The sequence below is a fragment of the Chromobacterium sp. LK11 genome (assembly GCF_001043705.1).
Taxonomy (GTDB): Bacteria; Pseudomonadota; Gammaproteobacteria; order Burkholderiales; family Chromobacteriaceae; genus Chromobacterium; species Chromobacterium alkanivorans.
Genome location: NZ_LDUR01000011.1, coordinates 69,343 through 93,878, shown reverse-complemented (window position 1 = coordinate 93,878; position 24,536 = coordinate 69,343). Strand labels below are relative to the sequence as shown.

Below are 24,536 nucleotides of genomic sequence, written 5' to 3'. Positions count from 1 at the left end.
GCCGGCCCTTCCCCGTCGTGGGGACCGCGCCCCGGCCCCGCCCTCCGTGTCCGCTTCCGCCGCAGCAGGCGGCTTACCTCGAACTGATTTGAACTGAATATGGCCTTACTGCAAATCGCCGAACCCGGCCTTTCCGCCGCCCCTCACCAACACCGCTTGGCGATCGGCATCGATCTGGGCACCACCAACTCGCTGGTGGCCTCGGTGCGCAGCGGCTCCGCCGCCGTGCTCAAGGACGAGCACGGCCGCAGCCTGCTGCCCTCGGTGGTGCGCTACGCCGACGAAGGCGACGTCAGCGTCGGCTACGAAGCCCAGAAAGAGCAGAACAAGGACCCGCACAACACCATCGTCTCGGTGAAGCGCTTCATGGGCCGCGGTCTGGCGGATCTGCCTGACGTACGCAATCTGCCTTACCGCTTCGTCGACGCGCCCGGCATGCTGCAGCTGGTGACCCGCGGCGGCATCAAGAGCCCGGTGGAAATCTCCGCCGACATTCTGCGCACCCTGAAGCTGCGCGCCGAAACCAGCCTGGGCGGAGAACTGACCGGCGCGGTGATCACGGTGCCGGCCTATTTCGACGACGCCCAGCGCCAAGCCACCAAAGACGCCGCGCGCCTGGCCGGCCTGAACGTGCTGCGCCTGCTGAACGAACCCACCGCCGCCGCCATCGCCTACGGCCTGGACAACGGCAGCGAAGGCATATACGTCGTATACGATCTGGGCGGCGGCACCTTCGACGTTTCCATTCTCAAACTCAGCCGCGGCGTGTTCGAAGTGCTGGCCACCAGCGGCGACTCCGCGCTGGGCGGCGACGACTTCGACCACCGCGTCTACTGCTGGATGCTGGAGCAGGCCGGCCTGTCCGGGCTTGGCGCCCAGGACACCCGGCTGCTGCTGACCCGCGCCCGCGAAGCCAAGGAAGCGCTGACCGAGCACGCGGAGACCCAGATCACCACGCTGCTGTCCGACGGCCAGGCCCTGAATTTGACGCTGGATCAGGACACCTTCCGCGGCATCACCAAGAACCTGGTGGACAAGACCCTGCTGCCGGTGCGCAAGGCGCTGCGCGACGCCGGCATCTCGGCGGACGAGGTCAAGGGCGTGGTGATGGTGGGCGGCGCCACCCGCATGCCGCAGGTGCAAAAAGCCGTCGGCGACTTCTTCCGCCAGGAGCCGCTGACCAATCTAGACCCGGACAAGGTCGTCGCCTTGGGCGCGGCCATCCAGGCCAATGTGCTGGCCGGCAACAAGGGCGACGACGAGTGGCTGCTGCTGGACGTGATCCCGCTGTCGCTGGGCATCGAAACCATGGGCGGCCTGACCGAGAAGATCATTCCGCGCAACAGCACCATCCCGGTGGCGCGCGCCCAGGACTTCACCACCTTCAAGGACGGCCAGACCGCGATGTCCATCCACGTGCTGCAGGGCGAGCGCGAACTGGTGGCCGATTGCCGCTCGCTGGCCAAGTTCACCTTGAGCGGCATTCCGCCGATGGTGGCCGGCGCGGCGCGCATCCGCATCACCTTCCAGGTGGACGCCGACGGCCTGCTGGAAGTCTCCGCCCGCGAACAGACCAGCGGCGTGGAGGCGCGCATCGAGGTCAAGCCCTCCTACGGCCTCAGCGACGAGGAAATCAGCCGCATGCTGACCGAGTCGATGACCCACGTGCATGAAGACATCGAGGCGCGCAAGCTGCGCGAAGCCGTCGTCGACGCCACCAGCCTCAGCGAAGCCTGTCGCGTCGCGCTCGCCAGCGACGGCGACCTGCTGGACGCCGACGAGCGCGCCGCGGTGGACGAGGCGCTGGCCGCCGTGGACGCGGCCATCGCCGCGGCCCAGGTGGCCCGCGAGGTCAACGAGGCCACCGGCCGCCTCAACCGCGCCACCGAAGAATTCGCCTCGCGCCGCATGGACCGCAATATCCGGCGCGCGCTCAAAGGCCACAACATTTCCGATTTGTAAGGATCCGCCAATGCCGCGAATCATCGTACTGCCCCACGCCGACCTCTGCCCGGAAGGCGTGGTCATCGACAACGCCGAACCGGGCCAGAACATCTGCCAGGTGTTGCTGGATCACGACATCGAGATCGAGCACGCCTGCGAGATGTCCTGTGCCTGCACAACCTGCCATTGCATCGTCCGCGAAGGCGGCGACTCCCTGAACGAGGCCGACGAGCTGGAGGAAGACCTGCTGGACAAGGCCTGGGGGCTGGAAGCCCAGTCCCGGCTGTCCTGCCAGGCGATTGTCGCCGATGAGGATTTGGTGATAGACATCCCTCGGTACACGATCAACCACGCCCGCGAACACCACTAGGAACACGCCCTAAAATCCCTGTAGCCGCGTTGCGCCGCCTTGCCGTACCTCATGTACTGTCTGCGGCGGCGCGCCTTGCTACAGTCGCTGCGCTGGATTTTATGAACGGTTCCACGCTCTGGAGATAAAAAGATGAAATGGACCGACGTGCTGGACATCGCCATCGAACTGGCGGAAACCCACCCGGAAATCGACCCCAAGACCGTGCGCTTCGTTGATCTGCACAACTGGGTGGTCGAGCTGCCGGGTTTCGACGACGACCACAGCCGCGGCGGCGAACGCGTGCTGGAGGCGATCCAGCAAGCCTGGATCGACGAGCTGGAGTAAGCCTCCCGCTCCCCTGTTTCGGCAAGGCCGCGTCCCCTGACGCGGCCTTTTTGCCGCCCGACGCCAAAAACCCGCGGCCGCCGCATAGGAAAAACCGGGACGATGGCGGTATCATCGGACAAAGGCTGCGACAGCCCGCCGGCAGCCTCCTCTTTCGAAACGGAGCTCCCTGATGTTTACCCTCATCATCGGCAATAAAAACTACTCCTCCTGGTCCCTGCGCCCTTGGCTGGTGCTGAAAATGCTGGACGAGCCGTTTGAAGAGCAGCAGATCGATCTCTACCTGTCCGACACCAAGGCCCGCATCCTGGCCGCCAACCCGGCCGGCAAGGTGCCGGTGCTGATAGACCGCAAGCTGCGGATCTGGGATTCGCTGGCGATCTGCGAATACCTGGCCGAGTGCTTCCCCGCCGCCAAGCTGTGGCCGGACGACGCCGGACTGCGCGCCGTCGCCCGCTCCATCGTCGCCGAGATCCACTCCGGCTTCTCCGCGCTGCGCGAACACCTGGCGATGAATCTGACGCTGCGCCACATCAATTACCAGAGCACGCCGGCGGTGGAGTTCGACATCGCCCGCATCATCTCGCTGTGGGAAGAGCATTTGCCGCGCCACCAGGCGGACGGCGAGTTCATCTTCGGCGGCTTCAGCATCGCCGATGCCTTCTTCGCGCCCATCGCCACCCGCTTCCACACTTACAACGTCAAATTGCCGGAACAGTCGCAGGCTTACGTCGACCGTCTGCTGGCTTTGCCGGCGATGCGGGAGTGGTACGGCGCCGCCCAAGCGGAAGGTCAGCGCGTCTAATAACGTCCGATGTCGCAATTAGAGTGGAAGGACGCGCCATAACTCATTAGAATGGCGCGTTTTTTTATCATTTTTACGCGTAGAAGGATAGTTTCATGACCACCCCGTTCATCATCGGCGTTGCAGGCGGCAGCGGCAGCGGTAAAACCACGGTGACCAATCAAGTGCTGGAAACCATTGGCTCCGAGATGGCGGCAGTGATCATTCAAGACTATTACTACCGCGATCAGAGCCATCTGACCTTCGAACAGCGGCTGGCCACCAACTACGACCACCCGCAAGCCTTCGACTGGCCGCTGCTGATCGAACACATCGACGATCTGCGCAACGGCCGCGCCATCGAAATGCCGGTCTACGACTTCGCCAACCACACCCGCGCCGAGGAAACCATCACCGTGCAGCCGGCGCCGGTCATCGTCATCGAAGGCCTGTTCCCGCTGTACGACGCCGCGCTGCGCGACATGATGTCCTTGAAGATCTTCGTCGACACCGATTCCGACGTGCGCTTCATCCGCCGCCTCAAGCGCGATATCACCGAGCGCGGCCGCACCACCGACAGCGTGATCGAGCAATACCTGACCACGGTACGGCCGATGCACAACCAGTTCATCGAGCCGACCAAGCGCTTCGCCGACGTGATCCTGCCGCACGGCGCCAATGATCCGGCGGTGGACATCATCACCACCAAGGTGGCCAGCCTGATGGTGCACAACTGATTTACCCGGCGGCGTCCGCGCCGCCGTTTTCCGCCCGCTGTCGGCAGCGGGCTTCACGCACAGGAGCATTCCATGCACACGATCAAACCGCGCAATCCGCACGCTTGCGCGCCCATCATGAAAAAAGGCGGGGCCCACGGACAAAGCCGCTCCGGACAGCGCCAGGCCGGACGCCAGGCCATGCTGGCCGAACTGGATCTGGATTGGGATCTGGATTGGAACGAAGCGGACGCCTATCCGCCGCGGCCGCAAGCCGCTGCCGACGACGAGCCGGCGGTTTTTGGCGACGTTAACAACAAAGAGCCGCGCAATGCGCGGCTCTTTGTTGTTAACGGGGCCCAGCCGGCGTTTAAACGTCGGACTTCAACTGCAGCAAATCCCAACGGTTGCCGTACAAATCCTCGAACACCACCACGCTGCCGTATTCCTCCTCGCGCGGCTGCTCGCTAAAGCTGACCCCCGCCGCCGCCATGCGGCGGTAATCGCGCCAGAAATCGTCGGTATGCAGGAAGAAGCCGACGCGGCCGCCGGTTTGCGCGCCCACCGCCGCCTGCTGCCGCGCATTGCTCGCCTTGGCCAGCAGCAACGCGCACTCGCTCGCCCCCGGCGGCGCCACGCGCACCCAGCGCTTGCCCTCGCCCTGATGCTCATCCTCCAGCAGGACAAAGCCCAGCTTGTCCACATACCAGGCGATGGCCTCGTCGTAATCCGCCACCACCAGGGCGACCGAACCCAAAAACTGCTTCATATCACGCTCCAAACCAAAACGGCGTCCCCAGGGACGCCGTGATGCGCTTAACCGCTAAAACCCTCTGGCGGCGCTTATTTGCCAATATGCGGCGCCAGCGTGTGCAACAGCTGCGCCAGCACTTTCGGATTGGCGGCGACGATGTCGCCGGACTCCAGCCAGCCCTGCTCGCCGGACAGATCGGTGACGATGCCGCCCGCTTCCTGCACGATCAGGCTGCCCGCGGCGATGTCCCAGGGCTTGAGGTTCAGCTCCCAGAAGCCTTCCACGCGGCCGCAGGCCACATTGCACAGGTCCAGCGAGGCCGCGCCTTCGCGACGCACGCCGGCGGTCTTGGCCAGCACGTCCTTGAGCATGCCCAGGTATTGGTCGATATAGCTTTGGTCGGACACCGGGAAACCGGTGGCGATCACGCACTCATTCATCATGAAGCGCTTGGACACGCGGATGCGGCGATCGTTGAGGAAGGCGCCGACGCCGCGCGAGGCGGTGAACAGATCGTTGCGGTTGGGGTCGAAGACCACGGCTTGCTGCACCTGGCCCTTGTGCGCCAGCGCGATGGAGATCGCGTACTGCGGGTGGCCGTGCAGGAAGTTGGTAGTGCCGTCGATGGGATCGATGATCCACTCGTATTCCGACGAACCGATGCCTTTCGCGCCGGACTCTTCTGCTAGAATCGCGTGCTTGGGATAAGCTTCCAGAATGGAAGCGATGATGGACTCTTCCGCGGCGCGGTCCACTTCGGTCACGAAGTCATTGTGTTTCTTGCGCTCTACGCGCACCGCGTCGAGATTCAGCGACGCGCGCTGGATGACACTGCCGGCGCGGCGAGCGGCTTTCACCGCGACATTGAGCATCGGATGCATTGACGGCCTCTACACTTTCAACCATGACAGACGTCCGCCACATGACGCGACGCCTGCTAGTAACAATCTGGGTTAAGGAACAAGAAAAACCCGGCGCAATCGGGCAAGGCGGCATGCCTGCCCATCCGGCAAGCGCTGGCCTTGCGCGCAAAACGGCGCGCGGGCTTTTCGATAAGCCGGCTATTTTAATGTGAAACTGCTGATGAATAAACCCCAAGTACCTGATTTTCTGAAAAACATTCGCGTGGTGTTGGCTCGCCCCAACCATCCGGGCAATATCGGCTCCGCCGCCAGGGCGATGAAGACCATGGGCCTGAGCCGCTTGTATCTGGTTGAACCCAAAGTGTTTCCCAGCGACGAAGCCAATACGCTGGCCTCCGGCGCGGTGGATCTCCTGGAGCAGGCCACCGTGGTGTCCAGCCTGGCCGAGGCGCTGCAAGACGTCACCATCGCCTGCGCGCTGACCAGCCGCCGCCGCGAACTGACCACCCCCTTGTCCACCCCGCGCCAGACCACGCCGGAACTGGTCGCGCGCGCCCAGGCCGGCGAACAGGTGGCCCTGGTGTTCGGCAACGAGACCTTCGGCCTGTCCATCGAAGAAGTCGAGCAGTGCAACCGCCTGGTCACCATCCCCGGCAACCCGGACTACTTCTCGCTGAACCTGGCGATGGCGGTGCAGGTGATGACCTACGAGCTGTTCAGCCACACCGGCGTGGACATCGACTACCTGCGCGCCGACAGCGACGCGGCGGCGCTGGGCGAGGTGGAGGGCTTCTGCGGCCACCTGGAACAGACCATGGACAAGATAGGCTACTTCCGCCGCCGCAACAGCGAGCGCATGATGCGCCGGATGCGCACCCTGTTCAACCGCGCCGGCCTGCTGCGCGAGGAGATCGACATTCTGCGCGGCTTCCTCAAACAGGTGCAGCGCGCCGCCGACGGCGAAGTCCGCCGCGACGCGCCCGAGCGGGATGGCGAATAAGCCGCCGTTCCCCCTGCCCTACGCGCACCCGGCGGTGCGCGATCTGGCTTTTCTGCTCTCCGCGCCCTCCCCTTGGCGCAGCGGCGCCGACATCGCGCCGCAACGGCTGCTGGGCGCCGACGGCCCGGCGCTGCTGCAAGCGCTGGACGCCGATCCCGCCGAGCTGCAGCACTGGCTGGCGCGCCAGCCCACCCGCCGCCTGGGCCATTACGCCGAGCGGCTGCTGTCGTTCTGGTTCCGCCTGGCGCCGCACATCGAACTGGTCGCCAGCAATCTGCCGGTGCGCGACGCGGACGGCCGCACCGTCGGCGAGTTCGACTTCCTGCTGCGCCTGGACGGCCAGCCGCTGCACCTGGAAGCCGCCAGCAAGTTCTACCTGCAACTGGGCCGCAGCGCCGACACCCTGACCGGCCCCAGCCTGCGCGACGCCTGGGCGCTGAAAGCCCGCAAGCTGCAGACCCAGCTGCGCCTGTCCCGCCACCCGGCGGCGCAAGCGATGCTGCCGGCGGGCTTCGACGGCTGCGCGGTCGGCGCCCGGCTCAGCGGCTGGCTGTTCCACGCCCGGGACACCTCGCCGCAAGCGCCGCCCGGCGCCCGGCCGCTGTACGGGCAATACTGGCCGCTGCGCGGCGACTGGCCGGCGCTGAACGCGGACTCGCGCTGGGCCTGGCTGCCCCGGCTCAGCTGGCTGGCGCCGGCGCGGCTTGGCTTCGAACAGACCCACACCGCGGCGGCATTGCGCGCGCAGCTGGAAGAGGCGGCGGCGCCGCAATTGCTGGCCGAACTGCAAGCCGGCGCCGACGGCTGCTGGCATGAAGTGGCGCGCGGCTTCGCCGTGCCGCCCGGCTGGCCGCAGGAAGCGCCCTTGTCGCGGCTATTGCAGCAAATCGCCGGCAGCCCGAGCCCATGAAAAAAGGCAGGCCCATGGCCTGCCTTTAGCAATACGGCGCTGCGCGCTCAATGCCCGTTGGCGTGGGCGCAGCCGGAAATCAGCGCCTTCAACTCGTCCACCATCACCAGCTGGATGTGCTTGTGATCGACGGTGATCCAGCCTTGCTGCTGGAACTTGGACAGCGTGCGGCTGACGGTTTCCAGTTTCAGGCCCAGGAAGCTGCCGATTTCCTCGCGGCTCATGCGCAGGATGAAATCATTGGCGGCGAAGCCGCGAGTGGACAGACGCTGCGACAGATTCAGCAGGAAGGCGGCCAGCCGTTCTTCCGCCTTCATGTTGCCCAATAGCAACATTACATTCTGATCGCGAACGATCTCGCGGCTCATCAACCGGTAAAAATGGTGCTGCAGGGTGGGAATTTCGCGGCCCAGGCTCTCCATGCGGCTGAACGGCAGTTCGCACACCTCGCTGTCCTCCAGCGCGATGGCGTCGCAACCGTGCACATTGGCGGAAATGCCGTCCAGGCCCATCAGTTCGCCGGACATGTGGAAGCCGGTGACCTGCTCGCGGCCGTCCTGGCTGGCGACGCTGGTCTTGAAGAAGCCGGTGCGCACCGCGAACAGCGAGCGGAAGCCCTCGCCGCTGCGGAACAGATACTCGCCGCGCTTCAGACGGCGGCTTTGGCGGATCACCGCGTCGAGCTGGGTCAGTTCCTCGCGGTTGAGCCCCACAGGCAGACAGAGTTCCTTCAGGCTGCAGTTGGAGCAGGAGACCTTCAGGTTATGCAAAGAGATATGGTTCTGATCGGACATGGCATGTTTAGTACAAGCTTGCGACGAAGCTTGACCCTTATCAAAGCGAAATTCGCAGGATTTCCGCAAATTTACCAGTCCACCAGAGGTTTTGCCATCCAAATACGACATGAAGACCACCCACCCATTTTCTCCTGCCCATTTTGAATTCGACCGCGCTCTGATCGAGCGCCTCGACGGGACAGGTCCTAGATATACGTCATACCCGACAGCGGATCGCTTTACGCCGGGTTTTGCCGAAAGAGACTACATCCACTGGCTACGGCAGCGCAGCATCGGCGCCAACCGGAAACCTTTATCATTGTACGCTCATATACCATTTTGCAACACTATCTGCTACTACTGCGGTTGCAACAAAATCATCACCAAGGACAGCGGCAAAGCCGATTTGTACCTGGACTACCTGGAAAAGGAAGTCCGGATGGTCGCCTCCTGTCTGGGCCGCCGCGAGCAAGTGGTACAGCTGCATTTCGGCGGCGGCACGCCGACTTTCCTGTCCGACGCGCAACTGGAACGATTGATGACCTTGCTCAAGACTCATTTCGAGTTCTTGAAGGAGGGGGAGTATTCCATAGAAATAGACCCGCGCAAAGTCAGCGCGGAGACAATCTTCAAACTGGCCGCACTCGGCTTCAACCGCATCAGCGTCGGCATCCAGGATTTCGAACCGGAGGTGCAGCGGGCGGTGAATCGGGTGCAGTCCGAGGAGGAAACGCTGGAGGTGATCCAGGCCGCGCGCGACGCCGGCTTCAAGTCCGTCAGCGTCGATCTGATCTACGGCCTGCCCTTGCAGACTCGCGAATCGGTGCGCCGCACGCTGGACAAGGTGATCGCCATCGGACCGGACCGGCTGGCCTTGTACAACTACGCCCATCTGCCCACCGTGTTCATGCCGCAACGCCGCATCAACGAGGCGGAGCTGCCGTCGCCGGAAACCAAGCTGGACATCCTGCAGGACTCGGTGCAGCGCCTGGCCGACGCCGGCTACGTGTTCATCGGCATGGACCACTTCGCCAAGCCTGACGACGAACTGGCCGCCGCCTTGCGCCAAGGCCGGCTGCAACGCAACTTCCAGGGCTACTCCACCCATGCCGACTGCGACATGATAGGCCTGGGCGTGTCCTCCATCGGCAAGGTCGGCCCCTGTTACAGCCAAAGCGCCAAGGACCTGGACGGCTACTACGCGGCGCTGGACAGCGGCCACCTGCCGGTGCTGCGCGGGCTGACGCTGGACAACGACGACATCCTGCGCCGCAGCATCATCCAGGGCCTGATGTGCCGCTTCTCGCTGTCGGTGGAAGCGCTGGAGGAGATTCACGGCATCAACTTCGCCGAATATTTCGCCGAGGAGCTGCCGCAGATTCGCGAGTTCCAGCAACTGGGCCTGCTGTCCTTCGACGGCGACTTCATCATGGTGGAGCCGAGAGGACGCTTCCTGATCCGCAATATCGCGATGATCTTCGATAAGCACCTGCGCGAGCGCCGCACCCAGGCGCGCTACTCCAAGACCATTTGAGCCCGCCCCGCAGCAAAACAGCCCGCGTCTGAACGCGGGCTGTTTGTTGTCGGTGTCGGACCTGGGCTTACCAGATGTCTTTTTCCACCTTGGCCGCCAGTTCCGGGTAATCCGCCACCTTGAACACCGGCGTGGACTCGCCCCGCTTCAGCTGACGCTCGTAGTCTTTCAGCACGATGAAGAAGTAACGCGACAGCAGCACGATGGCCACCAGATTGATCAAGGCCATCAGGCCCATGGCGAAGTCGGCCATGTCCCACACCAGCGGCAGGCTGGCCACCGCGCCGAACATCACCATCGCCAGCACGATCAGGCGGAAGGCCAGCAAGATTCCCTTGTTGCTGCGGATGAATTCGACGTTGCCCTCGGCGTAAGCGTAATTGCCGATGATGGTGGAAAAGGCGAACAAGAACATCGCCACCGCCAGGAAGGACGCGCCGATCGGGCCGAACTGCGATTCGATCGCCTTCTGCGTCAGCGCCACGCCGCTTAAGCCCTGGTCGTACACGCCGGACAACAGAATGATAGCGGCGGTGGCGGTGCAGATCACCATGGTGTCGATGAAGACGCCGAACATCTGGATCGCGCCCTGGCTCGCCGGGTGGCGCGAAGTCGCCGTCGCCGCCGCGTTGGGGGCGGAACCCATGCCGGCCTCGTTGGAGAACAGGCCGCGCTTGATGCCCAGCATCATCGCCTGGCTCACCGCGTAGCCGGCGAAGCCGCCCGCCGCCTGCTCCAGGCCCAAGGCGCTCTTGACGATCAGCACGATCAGACCCGGCAGCTCGGCCGCATGCGCCGCCAACACGTAGAAGGTCATCAGCAGATAGATGGCCGCCATCACCGGCACCAGCCACTCGGCCACCCGCGCCACCGAGCGCACGCCGCCGAAAATGATGGGCGCGGTCATCGCCACCAGGGCGATGCCCACCATATAGCGGTTCCAGCCCCAAGCACCCTCGGTGGCCGCCACGATGGAGTTGGCCTGCACCGCGTTGAACACCAGGCCGAAGGCCAGGATCAGGCACAGGGCGAAGATCACGCCCAGCCAGCGTTGCCCCAGGCCCTTCTGGATGTAATAGGCCGGACCGCCGCGGAAGGTGTCGTCATGGTGATTGGTCTTGAACAGCTGCGCCAGCGTCGATTCGGCGAAGGCGCTGGCCATGCCCAGCATCGCGGTCAGCCACATCCAGAACACCGCGCCGGGACCGCCGGCGGCGATGGCGATGGCCACGCCGGCGATATTGCCGGTGCCCACCCGGCTGGCCAGGCCGGTGGCGAAGGCCTGGAACGGCGAGATGTCGTCCTTGCTGCGATGGCCGCCGCGGCCGCCCATCATTTCGCGCCAGCCGCGCGCGAACAGCCGCAGTTGCAGCAGGCCGGAACGCAGCGAGAAATACAAGCCGACGGCCAACAGCAGGCCGATCAGCACCTTGCCCCAAATCACATCATTGGCGGCATTGATAAACGAATGAAGCAAGTCCATGGATCCTCTATAAAGCTCTGAGCGTGGCAATCTGGAAATGGGCGACGCGCGCCGGAAGGATTTCAGACTGGAAGGTTGACTTCGCCGCGGTCTTGGCGCCGGGCTTCTAGCTTGCGGCCTTGGCGAAACAGCACCCCGCGGCCGTCTGGCCGCCTGATTCAGGACACTGCTTCGTCAGACTGTTTCGATGCAAAACCCGGCGAATTTAGCAAAATAGAGTGATTGCTGGCAATGCCGAAAGGTTTTGGGCCAAGCCGCGCCCGCCGGCTTTTCGCCGCCCCGGCCAACGCCTTTGTCATTGATTCAAGCCGTAGCTTCGCCTATTTATCCAAGCACAAAACAATCAAAAGTCATTTTTGATGACCCAAGCATTATTGCCGGTTGCCCAGCTTAGCCAGACAAGGCAAAGCTCATACTCTCGCCCGCGAGGAACTGATACGCGACCCCTATGACAAGTCATCGCATTTCATGCGGCAATCGCAGCCCGTGAAAATTGCCTATTCTGGAACTGGCGACGCGGACGTCCACATTGCGGGCGTCGCCGCCACAGTCAGGAGCGAGATCATGACAACACCCGTGGTAAGGCTGATGCAGCGCTTGAGCTACCCCAGCCGCTTTGCGCTGATCGGCACGGTCTTTGCCGTCGCCTTACTGTATATGGTGTACGGTCTGTATCGAACCAATCAGGACAATATCGATTTTTCGCAAAAAGAAAGAGTCGGGGTGTCCTATATCCAGCCGCTGCACCATTTGCTGGGCGCGCTGGAGCAGGCGCAGGACCTGGCCGTGCGCGCGGCTCAGGGCGAGGCCGCCGCCAAGGCGGCGCTGCCCGCCGCCCAGGCGCAGCTGGAACAAGGCTGGAACCGGCTGCAAAGCGCGCACGAACAATACGGCGCCGTCCTGCAGACCGACGAAGCCTGGAAAACCGCCAGCGCCGCGCGAGGCACGCTGTCGCGGATCGGCGCGGCCCCTCCGCCGCAAGTGATCGCCAGCTTCGACAGCACGGCGGACAAGCTCAACGCCCTGCTCGGCGCCGCCAGCGACAACTCCAACCTGACGCTGGACCCGGACATCGACAGCTATTACCTGATGGACGCCGCCACCGCCAAACTGCCCTCGCTCAGCAACTACATCGGCGAAGCGCTGGCCTGGGCCGCCAAATCGGAAGCCGGCCAGGCGCTGACGCCGGCGGAGCGCGACCGCCTGGTGGAATTGCGCCCGCTGATCAACGGCGCGCTGGACGGCTTGAACAGCGATCTGGCCAAGGCGCTGGCCTACAACCCGGCCTTGAAAAACGAGCTGAACGCCGAATCCCAGGCGCTGACCGCCTTTCATCAAAGCCAGGCCGCGTCCATCGACAAGGCCATCGCCGGGCAAACCGGCGCCGCCGTGGCCCTGGGCGGGATGGCGGCGAAAAACGCCGAAATCGGCGCCCGCTTCAGCGATGTGACGCTGAAAAACCTGGAGGCGCTGTTGCAGGCCCGCATCGAACGGATGCAGGCCCAGCGCAATTTCTACATCGGCATCGGCCTGGCCGCGATGCTGTTGGCCAGCTTCCTGTTCCACCAGCTCTATCTGTCCATCACGCTGCAATTGGGCGGCGAGCCCTTCTACGTGCAAAGCGTGGTCGAGCAACTGGCCGCCGGCCAGCTGGGCACCCGTATCCAGCTGCGCGAACAGGACAACAGCAGCTTGCTGGCCTCCATCGGCCAGATGCGCGACCAATTGCGCGACACCGTGACCCAGTTGCTGGACACCTCGCGCGAAGTCAACGCGGCCGCGGACCAGATGGCGCAAAGCGCCCAGAACGTGTCCCACAGCAGCACCCGGCAAACTCAGGCGGCGGCCAGCATGGCGGCGGCGATCGAAGAGCTGAGCACCAGCCTGATGGTCAGCGCCGAGCAATCTGAACAAGCCAATCAACTGTCGCGCGCCGCGGTCAGCCAGTCCAGCGAGGGCAACGCCATCATCCACGACGCCAGCGCCAGCATGGACAGCATCGTGCGCGACGTGTCCTCGGCCTCGGAAACCATAGGCGCGCTGGGCCAGCAATCGGAGTCCATCGCCAGCATCGTCGACGTGATCCGCGATGTCGCCGATCAAACCAATCTGCTGGCGCTGAACGCCGCCATCGAGGCCGCGCGCGCCGGCGAACAGGGCCGAGGTTTCGCCGTGGTGGCCGACGAAGTACGCAAGCTGGCGGAGCGCACCGCGCAATCCACCACCGAGATCAGCACCATCGTCTCCGACATCCAACGCACCTCGCAGCAGGCCATCGCCAATATGCAGACCGGCATGAGCGCCATCATGCAAGGCCAGGAAAACACCCGCAACGCCGGCGCCAGCATCGCCTCCATCCGCCAATGCGTGGACCAGGTGCTGGACAGCATCCATCAAATCACCCAGGGGCTGAAGGAGCAGAGCAGCGCCAGCCAGTCGCTGGCGCAGAACGTGGAGAGCGTGGCGCGGATGTCGGAAACCAACGCCAGCGCCGTAGAAGCCAGCGCCCAGACCGCCGGCGAACTGCAATCGGTGTCGCAACGGCTGGGCCAGCTCGCCGGCCGCTTCAGCGTCTAGACCGCATGCCGCGCCTGCCGGGAACACTGATCGCGGCGCTGGCCTCGGCGCCCGCCGCCGCGGCAGGGCTGACCATACTGGTCAGCCCTCAGCCTCCCATCATCGAAGTCTCCGCCGATCAACAACACGTCTCCGGCGCCGCCATCGACCTGATGCGCGCGCTGTCCCAGCGCGCCGGCCTGCCGTTCAAGTTCGCGCCCTACCCCTCCGCCCGCGCCGTGCTGCTGGTTCGGCAAACGCCGGACACCTGCCTGACCGCCGCCCGCTTTCCCGAGCGCGAAGCGCTGTTCCGCTGGAGCGAGCCAGTCATCCGCCTGCGGCTGGTGCTGCTGGCGCGCCAAGACGAAACCCGCGACTTCGGCGGCGTGGAGCAAGCCCGGCAATTCCACATCGGCGCCGTGCGCGGCACCGCCGTGGCCAGCCGGCTGAAACAGCAGGGCTGGACGCTGGACGAAAGCGCGGACGCGGAGACCAATCTGCGCAAGCTGCAACTGGGCCGCATCGACCTGCTGGCCACGCTGGACGTGGGCATACAGAGCCTGGCCGACAAAATGAAAATGGCGACGCCGCGCGTCGCCCTGGTGGTGAACGAAACCGACATCTATTTCGCCTGCCACCCGCAATTGAGCGACGAGGCGATGCGGCGGCTGAACCACGCCATCCTGGCGATGAAGGCGGACGGCAGCTTCAAGGCCTTCAATCTGAAATAGGCCGCAGCAGATCCAAACGGTCGGTGCAGACGCTGTCCACGCCCCAAGCCAGCAGGCGCTCGGCGTCGGCCGGCAGATTCACCGTGTAGCACAGCAATTGAAAGCCGGCCTGCTTGACGCCGGCCGCCAAGGCCGCGTCCAGGCCCAGGTGGTCGCAGTGCAGCGCGACGCAGCCCAGCTCGCGCAAGCGCGCCAGCCAGTCCGCCGGCACCCGCTCCACCAGCCAGGCGCGCGGCAGCTGCGGCGCGGACTCGCGCGCGGCGCGCAGCGCCTCGGCGGAAAAAGACGACAGCAAGGGCGGCTGCGCGGCGCCGGCCCACAGCCGCGCGGCTTCCGCCGCCACCGCCGCGCCGGTCTCCGCCTCCCGCCCCGGGCAGGGCTTGATCTCGATGTTCAAGGCGATGCCGTGCGCAAGGCAATAAGCGGCGACATTGTCCAGCGTCGGCATCGGCTCGCCGGCGAAAGCCGCGCCCTTCCAACCGCCGGCGTCCAGCCGCGCCAACTGCGCCATGCTCAGCGCCGCCGCCGCGCCGCGGCCGTTGCTGGTGCGCTCCACCGTGTCGTCGTGCAGCAGAAAGCAGACATTGTCCGCCGACAGCTTCACATCGCACTCGGCGCCGCGGTAGCCGTAACGCAGGCCTTCGCGAAATCCCGCCAGGGTGTTCTCCGGCGCCAGAACGCCGCCGCCGCGGTGGGCGATGAAACGGGGATAAGGCCATGGCCGGCCGGGCGTGGAATGAGGCATGGGCGCTTCCTTGCAAAGCTCGGACAAAAGGCGTCATTGTCGCCTCTGCGGATTGCAGGCGGATGACGCGCTCCCAGTATGGCAAAAGCCGCCTCTGCACAGCAAAAGCGGCTTCATCAAGCGCGAGGTCTGTTGCGGACTTATTGGTAAGTCAGCGCATTGGCCTTGCCGTGGAACACCCGATAGACGAAGGCGGTGTACAGCAGAATCACCGGCAACACCACCGCCGCGCCCCAGAAGATCACCCACAGGGCCGCGGTGTCGCTGGCCGCCTGCCAGATGTTCAGCCGGCCGATCACCACCTCAGGGAACACGCTGTAGGTCAGGCCCCAGAACGACAGCAACACGATGCCGACGGTGCAGGCGAACGGCGCCCAGCACCAATTGTCGTTGCCGGCGGCCTGGCGCACCGCCAGCCGCGGCAGGATCACCCACAAGGTGGCGAACAGCACGATGCAGCCCAAGGGCAGCGGCAGCAACAGCAGGAACTCCGGCAAGGCGAACCACTTGGCGGCGATATGGCTGCTGGCCAGCGGCGTGGCCGCCGACACCAGCAGCACCGACAGGCCGGCGCCGGCCAGGCTGCGCCGCGCCCAGGCCACCGCCTTGGCCTGCAAGGCGCCGCTGGTCTTCATGATCAGCCAGCCCGCGCCCAGCAGCGTGTAGGCCGCCGCCAGGCCGATGCCGGCCAGCAAGGCGAAGCCCCAGGCCAGCCAGCCGTCGGCGAAGCCGGTCAGATAGCGGCCCAGCATCACGCCCTGGGTCAACGCCGCCAGCAGGGAGCCGCCGGCGAAGGCGACGTTCCACCACGGCTTGTGCGGCTCGCGCGCCTTGACGCGGAAGTCGAAGGCGACGCCGCGCACGATCAGGCCGGCCAGCATCAGCGCCACCGGCAGATAGAGCTCGCCCAGGATGATGCCGTGCGCCAGCGGGAAGCCCACCAGCAACAGGCCCACGCCCAGCACCAGCCAGGTTTCGTTGGCGTCCCAGAACGGGCCGATCGACGCGATCATCATGTCCTTCTCGTCGTCCTCGGCGAAGGGCAGCAGCAGGCCCACGCCCAGATCGTAGCCGTCCAGCACCACGTAAATCAGCATGGCCAGGGCCATCAGGCCGGCGAACACCACCGGCAACCAGTACACAGCGCCACTCATGCCAGTTTCTCCTCAAGATGCGCGGCCTCGCCGCCGGACTGGCCGGCCGCCTTGCCGGCCATGTAGAACAAGACCGACACATAGGCGGTCAGCAACACCAGGTACAGGCCCAGGTACATCGCCAGCGTGGACGCCACCATGCCCCCGGTCGCCGGGCCCGCCGCCTGCGCCGTGGTCAGCACGCCTTCCACCAGCCACGGCTGGCGGCCGATCTCGGTCACGTACCAGCCGGCCAGCGTCGCCACCCAACCGGCGAAGGTCATGCCCACCAGCGCCCGCAACATCAGCGGCGCCAGCTGGCCGCGGCGACGCAGTTGCCAACAGGCCAGCCAGGACACCAGCAGCATCAGCGCGCCGACGCCGGCCATCACGCGGAAGCTCCAGAACACCTTGCCCACCGGCGGATGCTGGGCGAACTCGTTGAGGCCGCGAATCTCGCCGTTCGGATCATGGGTGATGATCAGGCTGGCCAGTTTGGGAATGCCCACCGCCATATCATTCTGGCGGGTTTCCGCGTTGGGCAGCGCGAACAACAGCAGCGGAGCGCCCTTCTCGGTATGCCAGACGCCCTCGATCGCCGCCAGCTTGGCCGGCTGATGCTTGAAGGTGTTCAAGCCGTGCATGTCGCCCACCAGGATCTGCAGCGGAATCAGCAGCGCCGCGGTGATCACGCCGGTTTTCAAGGCCATCTTGGCGCCGTCGCTGCGGTCGCCCTTCAGCCGGCGGTAAGCCGACAGGCCGGCCACCAGAAAGGCCGTGGTCAGGCCGGAGGCGATCAGCATATGGGTCAGCCGGTACGGCAGCGAAGGGTTGAAAATCACCTCCAGCCAGCTGGTCACCACCGCCTTGCCGTCCACCATCTTGAAGCCGGCCGGGGTCTGCATCCAGGAATTAAGGGCCAGGATCCAGAACGCCGACACCGTGTTGCCGAAGGCGACCAGGAAGGTGGCCCAGGTATGCACCCGCTCCGACACCCTGGAACGGCCGAACAGCATCACGCCGAGGAAGGTGGCCTCCAGGAAGAAGGCGGTCAGGATCTCGTAGGCCAGCAAGGGGCCGGCGATATTGCCCACCGTCTGCATATAACCGGGCCAGTTGGTGCCGAACTGGAAGCTCATGGTCACGCCGCTGACCACGCCCAGGGCGAAGGACAGAGCGAAAATCTTCACCCAGAAGCCATAGGCGTCCATCCAGCCCTGCTGGCCGGTCTTGAGATAGCGCAGCTTGAAGAACAGCAGCACCCAGCCCATCGCGATATTGATGGTGGGAAACAAGATGTGAAAGGAAATATTGGCGCCGAACTGAATGCGCGCCAATACCAGCGGGTCAAAGTCCATAGCTACTCCCTGTCGCCGTCGCGACTGGTCAGTTTCGAAAGCGAGTGGGTGAACTGCAGGATCTTCTGCACCTGCGAGCCCAATTTCATCAAGCGCTGCAAGGTCTCCACATCCATGTGCTGGATGTCGGAGAACCAGGTGGTCACCAGTTCGATCAACTGGTGCATCTCTTTCATCCGCTGCTGCGCGTGGCGTTCGGCGTCGCTGGCCGGGCTTTCCATGATGGCGCCGCGCAACATGGTCAGCGTCGGCTCCACCTCGCGCTTTTTGCGCTCTTCGGCCAGCGTTTTAAAGATGGCCCAGACATCGTCGGGCGTGGAAAAATATTCGCGGCGGTCGCCGGGAAAGTGCTGCAGCCTGACCAGGCGCCAGGACTCCAGCTCCTTCAGGCCCATGCTGACGTTGGAGCGCGAAAAGCTCAGGCTCTCGGCGATTTCATCCGCGTTCAGCGGCTTCTCCGAGACATAGAGCAGCGCGTAGATCTGCCCGACGGTGCGATTGATGCCCCAGCGGCTGCCCATTTCCCCGAAATGCAGCACGAAGGACTGGACGAGTGGCGATAAATTCATGACGTTCTCAATTTTCAGGAATTTCTGAAACTTTGATATAAATCATAAATTCGCAATGAAACCAAGTCAATCACAACCATCGTTGAGCGGCCCGCTTGACAAAGCCGCTCACCATGCCAATCGCATTTTCGCAAGCTGAGCCGGCGCGGCTGACGCCGCTGGCGGGCTGCGCTAAAATAGCGCCGACTCTCCAAAGCCCCGCCGCGCGCGGGGCCGAAACATTAATCAGGGATGCCCTGGCGCCCGCGCGGCCTTGATGCGCGGGCGGCGGCCACGGCATCCTGTTGTCCATTAGAAAACATAAGAGCCCATAGCCGATGAGCACGCCACAGCACACCCCGATGATGCAGCAATACCTAGCCATCAAACGCGAACACGCCGACAAGCTGGTGTTCTATCGCATGGGGGACTTCTACGAACTGTTCTATGAGGACGCGGAGAAGGCTGCGCGCTTGCTCGACATCACCCTGACCACCCGCGGCGCCAGCGGCGGCAACCCGATCAAGATGGCCGGCGTGCCCTATCACGCCGCCGAAGGCTATCTGGCGCGGCTGGTCAAGATGGGCGAATCCGTCGCCATCGCCGAGCAGATCGGCGACCCGGCCTTGTCCAAAGGCCCGGTGGAACGCAAGGTGGTGCGCATCGTCACCCCCGGCACCCTGACCGACGCCGCGCTGCTGGACGACAAGCGCGACAATCTGGTGATGGCGGTCAATATGGTCAAGGGCGTGCTGGGCCTGGCCTGGCTGTCGCTCGCCAGCGGCGAATTCAAAGTGCTGCAGACCCGGGTCGATGACCTGCACAGCGAACTGGAACGCTTGAAGCCGGCCGAACTGGTGATTCCGGACGACACCGGCCTCAATGTGTTCGAGACCGTGGCCACGCCCAAGAAAAAGCTGCCGCCGTGGCAGTTCGACATCGAGTCGGCGCAGATGACGCTGACCCGGCACTTCGGCACCCGCGACCTGGCCGGCTTCGGCGCCGACACCCTGCCGGTGGCGGTGGGCGCCGCCGGCGCGCTGCTGGAATACGTCAAGACCACCCAGAGCGTGAACCCGGCCCACATCGCCAACCTGGCGGTGGAGGACACCGGCGAGCTGATCCGCATGGACGGCGCCACCCGCCGCAACCTGGAACTGACCGAAACCATACGCGGCGAGCCGTCGCCGACGCTGGCCTCGCTGCTGGACGGCTGCGCCACCAGCATGGGCAGCCGCCTGCTGCGCCATTGGCTGCACCACCCCATCCGCAGCCACGGCAAGCTGGCGCGCCGGCTGGAGGCGGTGCGCGCCCTGCTGCCGGCCTACGACGACGCCCACGCCCAGCTGCGCGAAGTGGCGGACATCGAACGCATCACCGCCCGCATCGCGCTGCGCAGCGCCCGCCCGCGCGACCTGGCCGCGCTGCGCGATTCGCTGAAGGCGCTGACCGGGGTCAAGCGGCTGGCCGCCGGCCTGGACGCGGAGCTGCTGGGCGAACTGGCGCGTCTGCTGCCGGACGATTCCCCGGTGGAAACCATGCTCAGCCAGGCCATCCTGCCCGAGCCCTCCACCTTCCTGCGCGACGGCGGCGTGATCAACCACGGCCTCAACGCCACGCTGGACGAGCTGCGCGCGATCCAGACCGACTGCGGCGCCTTCCTGCTGGCGCTGGAAGCCCGCGAGAAGGAACGCACCGGCATCCCCACGCTGAAAGTGGAGTTCAACCGCGTGCACGGCTTCTACATCGAAGTCACCAAGGCCCAGGGCGACAAGGTGCCTGACGACTACCGCCGCCGCCAGACGCTGAAGAACGCCGAGCGCTACATCACGCCGGAACTGAAGGAATTCGAAGACAAGGCGCTGTCTGCGCAGGACCGCGCGCTGGCGCTGGAGAAGCAGCTGTACGAAGACCTGCTGGACCAACTGGCCCCGCACATTCCCGACCTGAAGCTGATCGCCCAGGCGGTGGCCGGGCTGGACGTGCTGTCCGCCTTCGCCGAGCGCGCCAACGTCAACAACTACGTGGAGCCGGAATTCGTCGCGGAACCACGACTGGAAATCATCGAAGGCCGCCACCCGGTGGTGGAGGCGGAAGTGGAACGCTTCATCGCCAACGACACCAAGCTGTCCGACACCCGCAAACTGCTGCTGATCACCGGCCCGAACATGGGCGGTAAATCCACCTATATGCGTCAGAACGCCTTGATCACGTTGATGGCTCACGTAGGCAGCTTCGTGCCGGCCCAGCGCGCGGTGATCGGTCCGATAGACCGCATCTTCACCCGCATCGGCGCCTCCGACGACCTGGCCGGCGGCCGCTCCACCTTCATGGTGGAAATGACCGAGACCGCCAACATCCTCAACAACGCCAGCGAACACTCGCTGGTGCTGATGGACGAAGTGGGCCGCGGCACCTCCACCTTCGACGGCCTGGCGCTGGCCTGGGCCATCGCCAAGGCGCTGATAGAGAAAAGCCGCGCCTACACGCTGTTCGCCACCCATTATTTCGAGCTGACCAGCCTGGAAAGCGAGTACCCCAGCGTCGCCAACGTGCATCTGTCCGCGGTGGAGCACAAGGACCGCATCGTGTTCCTGCACCATGTGGAGGAAGGCCCGGCCAGCCAGAGCTACGGCTTGGCGGTGGCCCAGCTGGCCGGCGTGCCCGGCAAAGTGATCCGCGAGGCGCGCCGCTATCTGACCGAACTGGAGAACCACTCAGCCAGCCGCGTGCAGCCAGACCTATTTATCAGTTTACCCGCGACGGCAACTGTGGAACCGGAACCGAATCCGGCGGTCGAACGCCTTCTGGAGGTCGATCTAGACGATCTCTCGCCACGGGAAGCCCAGGCTCTGCTCTATGAATTAAAGAAACTGGCCAAATGACCAGGCCAGACCCGGTGACGTTTCCTATATTACTAGAAGGTAACATCCGAGACAGGAGCAACAACAATGTCGCTTGAAAACACTGCCACCGCCCCGGGCCTGGTCACGCTGTTCAGTCAGGTCACGGACGATGGAAGCATTGCCCTTTCCTCCATCCGCGAGCGGGCCAACCTCGAATTGTCCAGCTTCGCCGAACTGGCGAGCCAACAATTGCAACAACTGGACATCAGCATGCCGCCTGCGATCAGCCTGATCAGCACGCCGGCCTGCCAGCTGGACTTGGAAAACAACCACCCGCATGCCGAGGAAATCCGGGCCTGGTTGCAGGGCAATGACAACATCACCCGAAAATTCAAGGAAGTGGAAGTGCTGTACGAGATCGTGCGCGCCGCGGAAAGCATAGGCGAGACCTTCCCGGAAAGCTCGACCTTCCACATCGGCTTAACCAGCGCCGGGCCCATCGCCTACTTCGAGGACAGCCACCGCGCCTAAACGCCGGCCCGGCCAACCGGGCCGCGTTCGACACCCAGGACGGGGAAGCCAAGGCTTCCCCGTTTTTCTTGCCTTACTCCCCCCGCGGCAAGACCGCCAGCTCTCGCCGGTAAAAGCGCGGATAGCCGTTGATGAAGCGCATCTCCTCCGGATAGGGATAGAAATCCTCGAGATGGCCGGCGCGGATGCGACGCTGGCGCAGCTGCCAGAACTCGGGGCTCAGCAAATCGCGGTGATGGCGCAGGAACACCTGCCTGATCTCGGCGTCGCCCAGCAGAAAAGTGCCGAATTCCTCGGGAAACACATCGTTGCGCGCCACCGGATACCAGACCTCGCCCGACATCTCCATTTCCGGGTTCGGCGCTTCCGGTATCCGGCGGAACTGGCAGTCACTCAGATACTCGATTTCGTCGTAGTCGTAGAAAATCACCCGGCCGTAGCGCGTCACGCCGAAGTTCTTGAACAGCATGTCGCCGGGGAAGATGTTCGCCGCCGCCAGCTCCTTGATCGCCAGCCCGTAATCGCGGACCACCCGCGCCTTCTCCGCCGGATCGCAGCTCGTCAGGTAAAGGTTGAGCGGCTTCAAGCGCCGCTCGATATACAGGTGCTTGATCACCACCTGTTGCTCGCCCTCCTCCATCATCGACGGCGCCTGCGCGCGCAGCTCCCGCAGCAACTCCTCGGTGAAGCGCGCCTTGGGAAAGGCCACATTGGAGAACTCCAGCGTATCCGCCAGCCGCCCCACCCGGTCGTGGCGCTTCACCAGCTGATACTTGGCCTTCACCGTGGCCCGGTCCACCTCCTTGGGCCCGCCGAACACGTCCTTGATCAGCTTGAACACATAGGGATAGGACGGCAGCGTGAACACCAGCATCACCAGGCCGCGGATGCCGGGCGCGATGACGAAGCTGTCGTTGGAATGCTTGAGATGCTGGATGAAGTCGCGGTAAAAGGTGTTCTTGCCCTGCTTCTGCAGCCCCAGCATGGTGTAGAGCTCGGCCTTGGTCTTGCCCGGCAGCATGCCGCGCAGGAACTGCACATAGCCGGACGGCACTTCCATGTCCACCAGGAAGTAAGCGCGGCTGAAGGAGAACAGCACGCCGATGCGCCAGGGCTCCAGCAGCAAGGTGTCCAGATAGAGCCCGCCCAGCTCGTCGTGCAGCACCGGCACGGCGAAGGGATAATGCGCGCCGCCGTTGATCACCCTGCCGAACACATAAGCGGTCTTGTTGCGGTAAAACGGCGACGACAACACCTGGATCTGGCAATTGGCCTCCGGCTGCGGCCAGCGCCCCTCCAGAAAGGCTTCCGCCTGGCGCAGCAGCAGGACGACGTCCCGGCGCAGCCGGGTGAACGGCCGCCGCCAGCCGAAATCCTCGACGATGCGCAGCAGCGCCTGCCGCAGGCCGTCGCGCGCCGGGTAGTAGCTGCGGTAGGACGGCGGGTCGGACTCGATGTACTCGGTGGAGATCGCCGGGCGGATGAAGATGAAGTCGTTGTTGAAGTAGTCGCGGTGCAGGATGCGGGTGAACACCGAGTTGAAGAAGGTCTCCGCGCACTCCGGCTGCTTGTGGTTGGCCAGCAGGCCGATGAAGTAAAGCTTGGCCTGCTGCCAGATTTCGTCGTCCAGCAGATCGGCGTGGAACTCGCCGTGCAGCCGCGCCACCGTCTCCGCCACCCGCTCGTCGTAGAACTGGATGCGGTCGCGCACCGCCTTTTGCACTCCCTGCCAGTCACCGGACTCGAACAAGTCCTTGGCGCCGCGATTGCACTCGCGGAACAGGCGGTAATGCTTGTCGAAGCCGTCCACCAGCGCCTGCGCGATATCGCGCGCCACCGGGTTGTAGTACTCGGGAATCTGCATGCGCTCGCCCTCTGGAGTCGCCAACGGTCGCGCCCGGACGCCGGCTCAGGGTTTGCGCGGGCCTCCGCGCCGGAAACCGCCGGCGCCGCGCGGCTGCACGCCGGGCTTGGCGATGCGCTGAGCATGCGGCACCCGCGGCAAATCCGCAAGGTCCACCTCCAGCTCGCGCATCTCCCCCGGCTGCAGGCCGTCCAGCGTCCACGGCCCTATCGCCGCCCGCACCAGGCGCAGCGTCGGCAGCCCCACCTTGGCGGTCATGCGCCGCACCTGGCGGTTCTTGCCTTCGCTGATGACGATCTCCAGCCAGCCGTCCGGCACCGTCTTGCGGAAACGCACCGGCGGCGTGCGCTCCCACAGCGCCGGCGCGTCGATGCGCCTCGCCTGCGCCGGCTGGGTGGTGAAATCGCCCAGATCGACGCCGCGGCGCAGTTGCTCCAGCTGCTCCTCGCGGATCTGGCCCTCCACCTGCACCCAATAGGTCTTGGGCAACTTCCAGCGCGGATTGGCGATGCGGTGCTGCAATTCGCCGTCTCCGGTCAAGAGCAGCAGGCCTTCGCTGTCGGTGTCCAGCCGGCCCGCCGGGTACACGCCCGGCAAGGGCACGCAGGACTTGAGCGTCGGATGCTTGGGATGCTCGGAGAACTGGCAGATGACGCCATAGGGCTTGTTGAGCAGGATGAGTCGGGACATGGCGTGAAAACGGCGAGGTAAAGAATGAGGCGAATGATACAAGAGCCGGCCGCCGCGCGCCGCAAGTTTGCCG

Annotated in this window: 21 protein-coding genes and 1 pseudogene; 12 read left to right on the top strand and 10 right to left on the bottom strand. The window is 64.7% G+C overall.

Going from position 1 to position 24,536, the window contains the following annotated elements:
• The first annotated feature begins 99 nt into the window (after window positions 1–99).
• From hscA to udk, 5 genes are all read left to right on the top strand, one after another.
• Window positions 100–1,962, top strand: a complete 1,863-nt coding sequence (hscA, locus tag VK98_RS07505) for a Fe-S protein assembly chaperone HscA (RefSeq protein ID WP_048413458.1) — start codon at window positions 100–102, stop codon at window positions 1,960–1,962.
• Between the two features lie 10 nt (window positions 1,963–1,972).
• The gene (gene fdx, locus VK98_RS07500) at window positions 1,973–2,314 is read left to right on the top strand and encodes an ISC system 2Fe-2S type ferredoxin (protein WP_048413457.1); all 342 of its coding nucleotides are present in this window, start codon (window positions 1,973–1,975) and stop codon (window positions 2,312–2,314) included.
• Between the two features lie 132 nt (window positions 2,315–2,446).
• The gene (iscX, locus tag VK98_RS07495) at window positions 2,447–2,641 is read left to right on the top strand and encodes a Fe-S cluster assembly protein IscX (RefSeq protein ID WP_048413456.1); all 195 of its coding nucleotides are present in this window, start codon (window positions 2,447–2,449) and stop codon (window positions 2,639–2,641) included.
• Window positions 2,642–2,813: 172 nt separating this feature from the next.
• Entirely contained in the window at window positions 2,814–3,446 is a 633-nt protein-coding gene (locus VK98_RS07490) for a glutathione S-transferase family protein (protein ID WP_048413455.1), read from the top strand.
• A 95-nt stretch (window positions 3,447–3,541) separates the two neighbouring features.
• Window positions 3,542–4,162: a uridine kinase gene (gene udk / locus VK98_RS07485; protein ID WP_048413454.1), complete on the top strand. Its 621-nt coding sequence runs from the start codon at window positions 3,542–3,544 to the stop codon at window positions 4,160–4,162.
• Between the two features lie 349 nt (window positions 4,163–4,511).
• Here the strand turns inward: udk and VK98_RS07480 are convergent, their stop codons facing one another.
• Both VK98_RS07480 and VK98_RS07475 read right to left on the bottom strand, forming a co-directional pair.
• Window positions 4,512–4,910 carry a VOC family protein gene (locus tag VK98_RS07480; RefSeq protein ID WP_048413453.1) on the bottom strand — a complete coding sequence of 133 codons (399 nt, stop codon included), beginning with the start codon at window positions 4,908–4,910 and terminating at the stop codon, window positions 4,512–4,514.
• Window positions 4,911–4,984: 74 nt separating this feature from the next.
• Window positions 4,985–5,776: an inositol monophosphatase family protein gene (locus tag VK98_RS07475; RefSeq protein WP_048411783.1), complete on the bottom strand. Its 792-nt coding sequence runs from the start codon at window positions 5,774–5,776 to the stop codon at window positions 4,985–4,987.
• A 202-nt stretch (window positions 5,777–5,978) separates the two neighbouring features.
• On the opposite strand from VK98_RS07475, the gene VK98_RS07470 reads away from it, so the two are divergent.
• On the top strand, window positions 5,979–6,758 hold the full coding sequence (locus VK98_RS07470; protein ID WP_048413452.1) for an RNA methyltransferase: 780 nt from the start codon (window positions 5,979–5,981) through the stop codon (window positions 6,756–6,758).
• A complete protein-coding gene (locus tag VK98_RS07465) occupies window positions 6,748–7,668 on the top strand; it encodes a DUF1853 family protein (RefSeq protein ID WP_048413451.1) in 921 nt (306 codons plus the stop codon). The genes VK98_RS07470 and VK98_RS07465 overlap by 11 nt, the downstream gene beginning before the upstream one ends.
• Before the next feature lie 47 nt (window positions 7,669–7,715).
• On the opposite strand, the gene fnr is transcribed toward VK98_RS07465, so the two are convergent.
• Window positions 7,716–8,462, bottom strand: coding sequence for a fumarate/nitrate reduction transcriptional regulator Fnr (fnr, locus tag VK98_RS07460; RefSeq protein WP_043590811.1), 747 nt, complete (start codon window positions 8,460–8,462; stop codon window positions 7,716–7,718).
• Window positions 8,463–8,571: 109 nt separating this feature from the next.
• Between fnr and hemN the strand changes: the two genes are divergently transcribed.
• Entirely contained in the window at window positions 8,572–9,978 is a 1,407-nt protein-coding gene (gene hemN, locus VK98_RS07455; RefSeq protein WP_048413450.1) for an oxygen-independent coproporphyrinogen III oxidase, read from the top strand.
• A gap of 67 nt (window positions 9,979–10,045) precedes the next feature.
• On the opposite strand, the gene VK98_RS07450 is transcribed toward hemN, so the two are convergent.
• A complete protein-coding gene (locus VK98_RS07450) occupies window positions 10,046–11,461 on the bottom strand; it encodes a sodium:alanine symporter family protein (RefSeq protein WP_048413449.1) in 1,416 nt (471 codons plus the stop codon).
• Window positions 11,462–12,025: 564 nt separating this feature from the next.
• Here VK98_RS07450 and VK98_RS07445 point away from each other — a divergent pair.
• Both VK98_RS07445 and VK98_RS07440 read left to right on the top strand, forming a co-directional pair.
• Window positions 12,026–14,038, top strand: coding sequence for a methyl-accepting chemotaxis protein (locus VK98_RS07445; protein WP_156187792.1), 2,013 nt, complete (start codon window positions 12,026–12,028; stop codon window positions 14,036–14,038).
• 5 nt (window positions 14,039–14,043) lie between these two features.
• Window positions 14,044–14,748, top strand: coding sequence for an ABC transporter substrate-binding protein (locus VK98_RS07440; RefSeq protein WP_048413447.1), 705 nt, complete (start codon window positions 14,044–14,046; stop codon window positions 14,746–14,748).
• Here the strand turns inward: VK98_RS07440 and ugpQ are convergent.
• The 4 genes from ugpQ to VK98_RS07420 form a co-directional block, all read right to left on the bottom strand.
• A complete protein-coding gene (gene ugpQ, locus VK98_RS07435) occupies window positions 14,735–15,493 on the bottom strand; it encodes a glycerophosphodiester phosphodiesterase (protein WP_048413446.1) in 759 nt (252 codons plus the stop codon). The two genes, VK98_RS07440 and ugpQ, sit on opposite strands and share 14 nt — an antisense overlap.
• Before the next feature lie 140 nt (window positions 15,494–15,633).
• Window positions 15,634–16,647, bottom strand: coding sequence for a cytochrome d ubiquinol oxidase subunit II (locus VK98_RS07430; protein ID WP_048413445.1), 1,014 nt, complete (start codon window positions 16,645–16,647; stop codon window positions 15,634–15,636).
• Entirely contained in the window at window positions 16,644–17,984 is a 1,341-nt protein-coding gene (locus tag VK98_RS07425) for a cytochrome ubiquinol oxidase subunit I (RefSeq protein ID WP_048413444.1), read from the bottom strand. The genes VK98_RS07430 and VK98_RS07425 overlap by 4 nt, the downstream gene beginning before the upstream one ends.
• Before the next feature lie 2 nt (window positions 17,985–17,986).
• Window positions 17,987–18,553: a GbsR/MarR family transcriptional regulator gene (locus VK98_RS07420; RefSeq protein WP_048413443.1), complete on the bottom strand. Its 567-nt coding sequence runs from the start codon at window positions 18,551–18,553 to the stop codon at window positions 17,987–17,989.
• A 317-nt stretch (window positions 18,554–18,870) separates the two neighbouring features.
• Here VK98_RS07420 and mutS point away from each other — a divergent pair, with 317 nt between their 5' ends.
• Together mutS and VK98_RS07410 are read left to right on the top strand one after the other, a co-directional pair.
• Entirely contained in the window at window positions 18,871–21,417 is a 2,547-nt protein-coding gene (gene mutS / locus VK98_RS07415; protein ID WP_048413442.1) for a DNA mismatch repair protein MutS, read from the top strand.
• Window positions 21,418–21,483: 66 nt separating this feature from the next.
• Complete coding sequence (locus tag VK98_RS07410; protein WP_048413441.1) at window positions 21,484–21,909, top strand: hypothetical protein; 426 nt, start codon at window positions 21,484–21,486, stop codon at window positions 21,907–21,909.
• Window positions 21,910–21,982: 73 nt separating this feature from the next.
• Here the strand turns inward: VK98_RS07410 and aceK are convergent, their stop codons facing one another.
• Window positions 21,983–23,773, bottom strand: a complete 1,791-nt coding sequence (aceK, locus tag VK98_RS07405; protein WP_048413440.1) for a bifunctional isocitrate dehydrogenase kinase/phosphatase — start codon at window positions 23,771–23,773, stop codon at window positions 21,983–21,985.
• A gap of 147 nt (window positions 23,774–23,920) precedes the next feature.
• Window positions 23,921–24,463, bottom strand: a pseudogene (locus tag VK98_RS07400) (pseudouridine synthase); the annotation flags it as partial.
• Window positions 24,464–24,536: the final 73 nt, after the last annotated feature.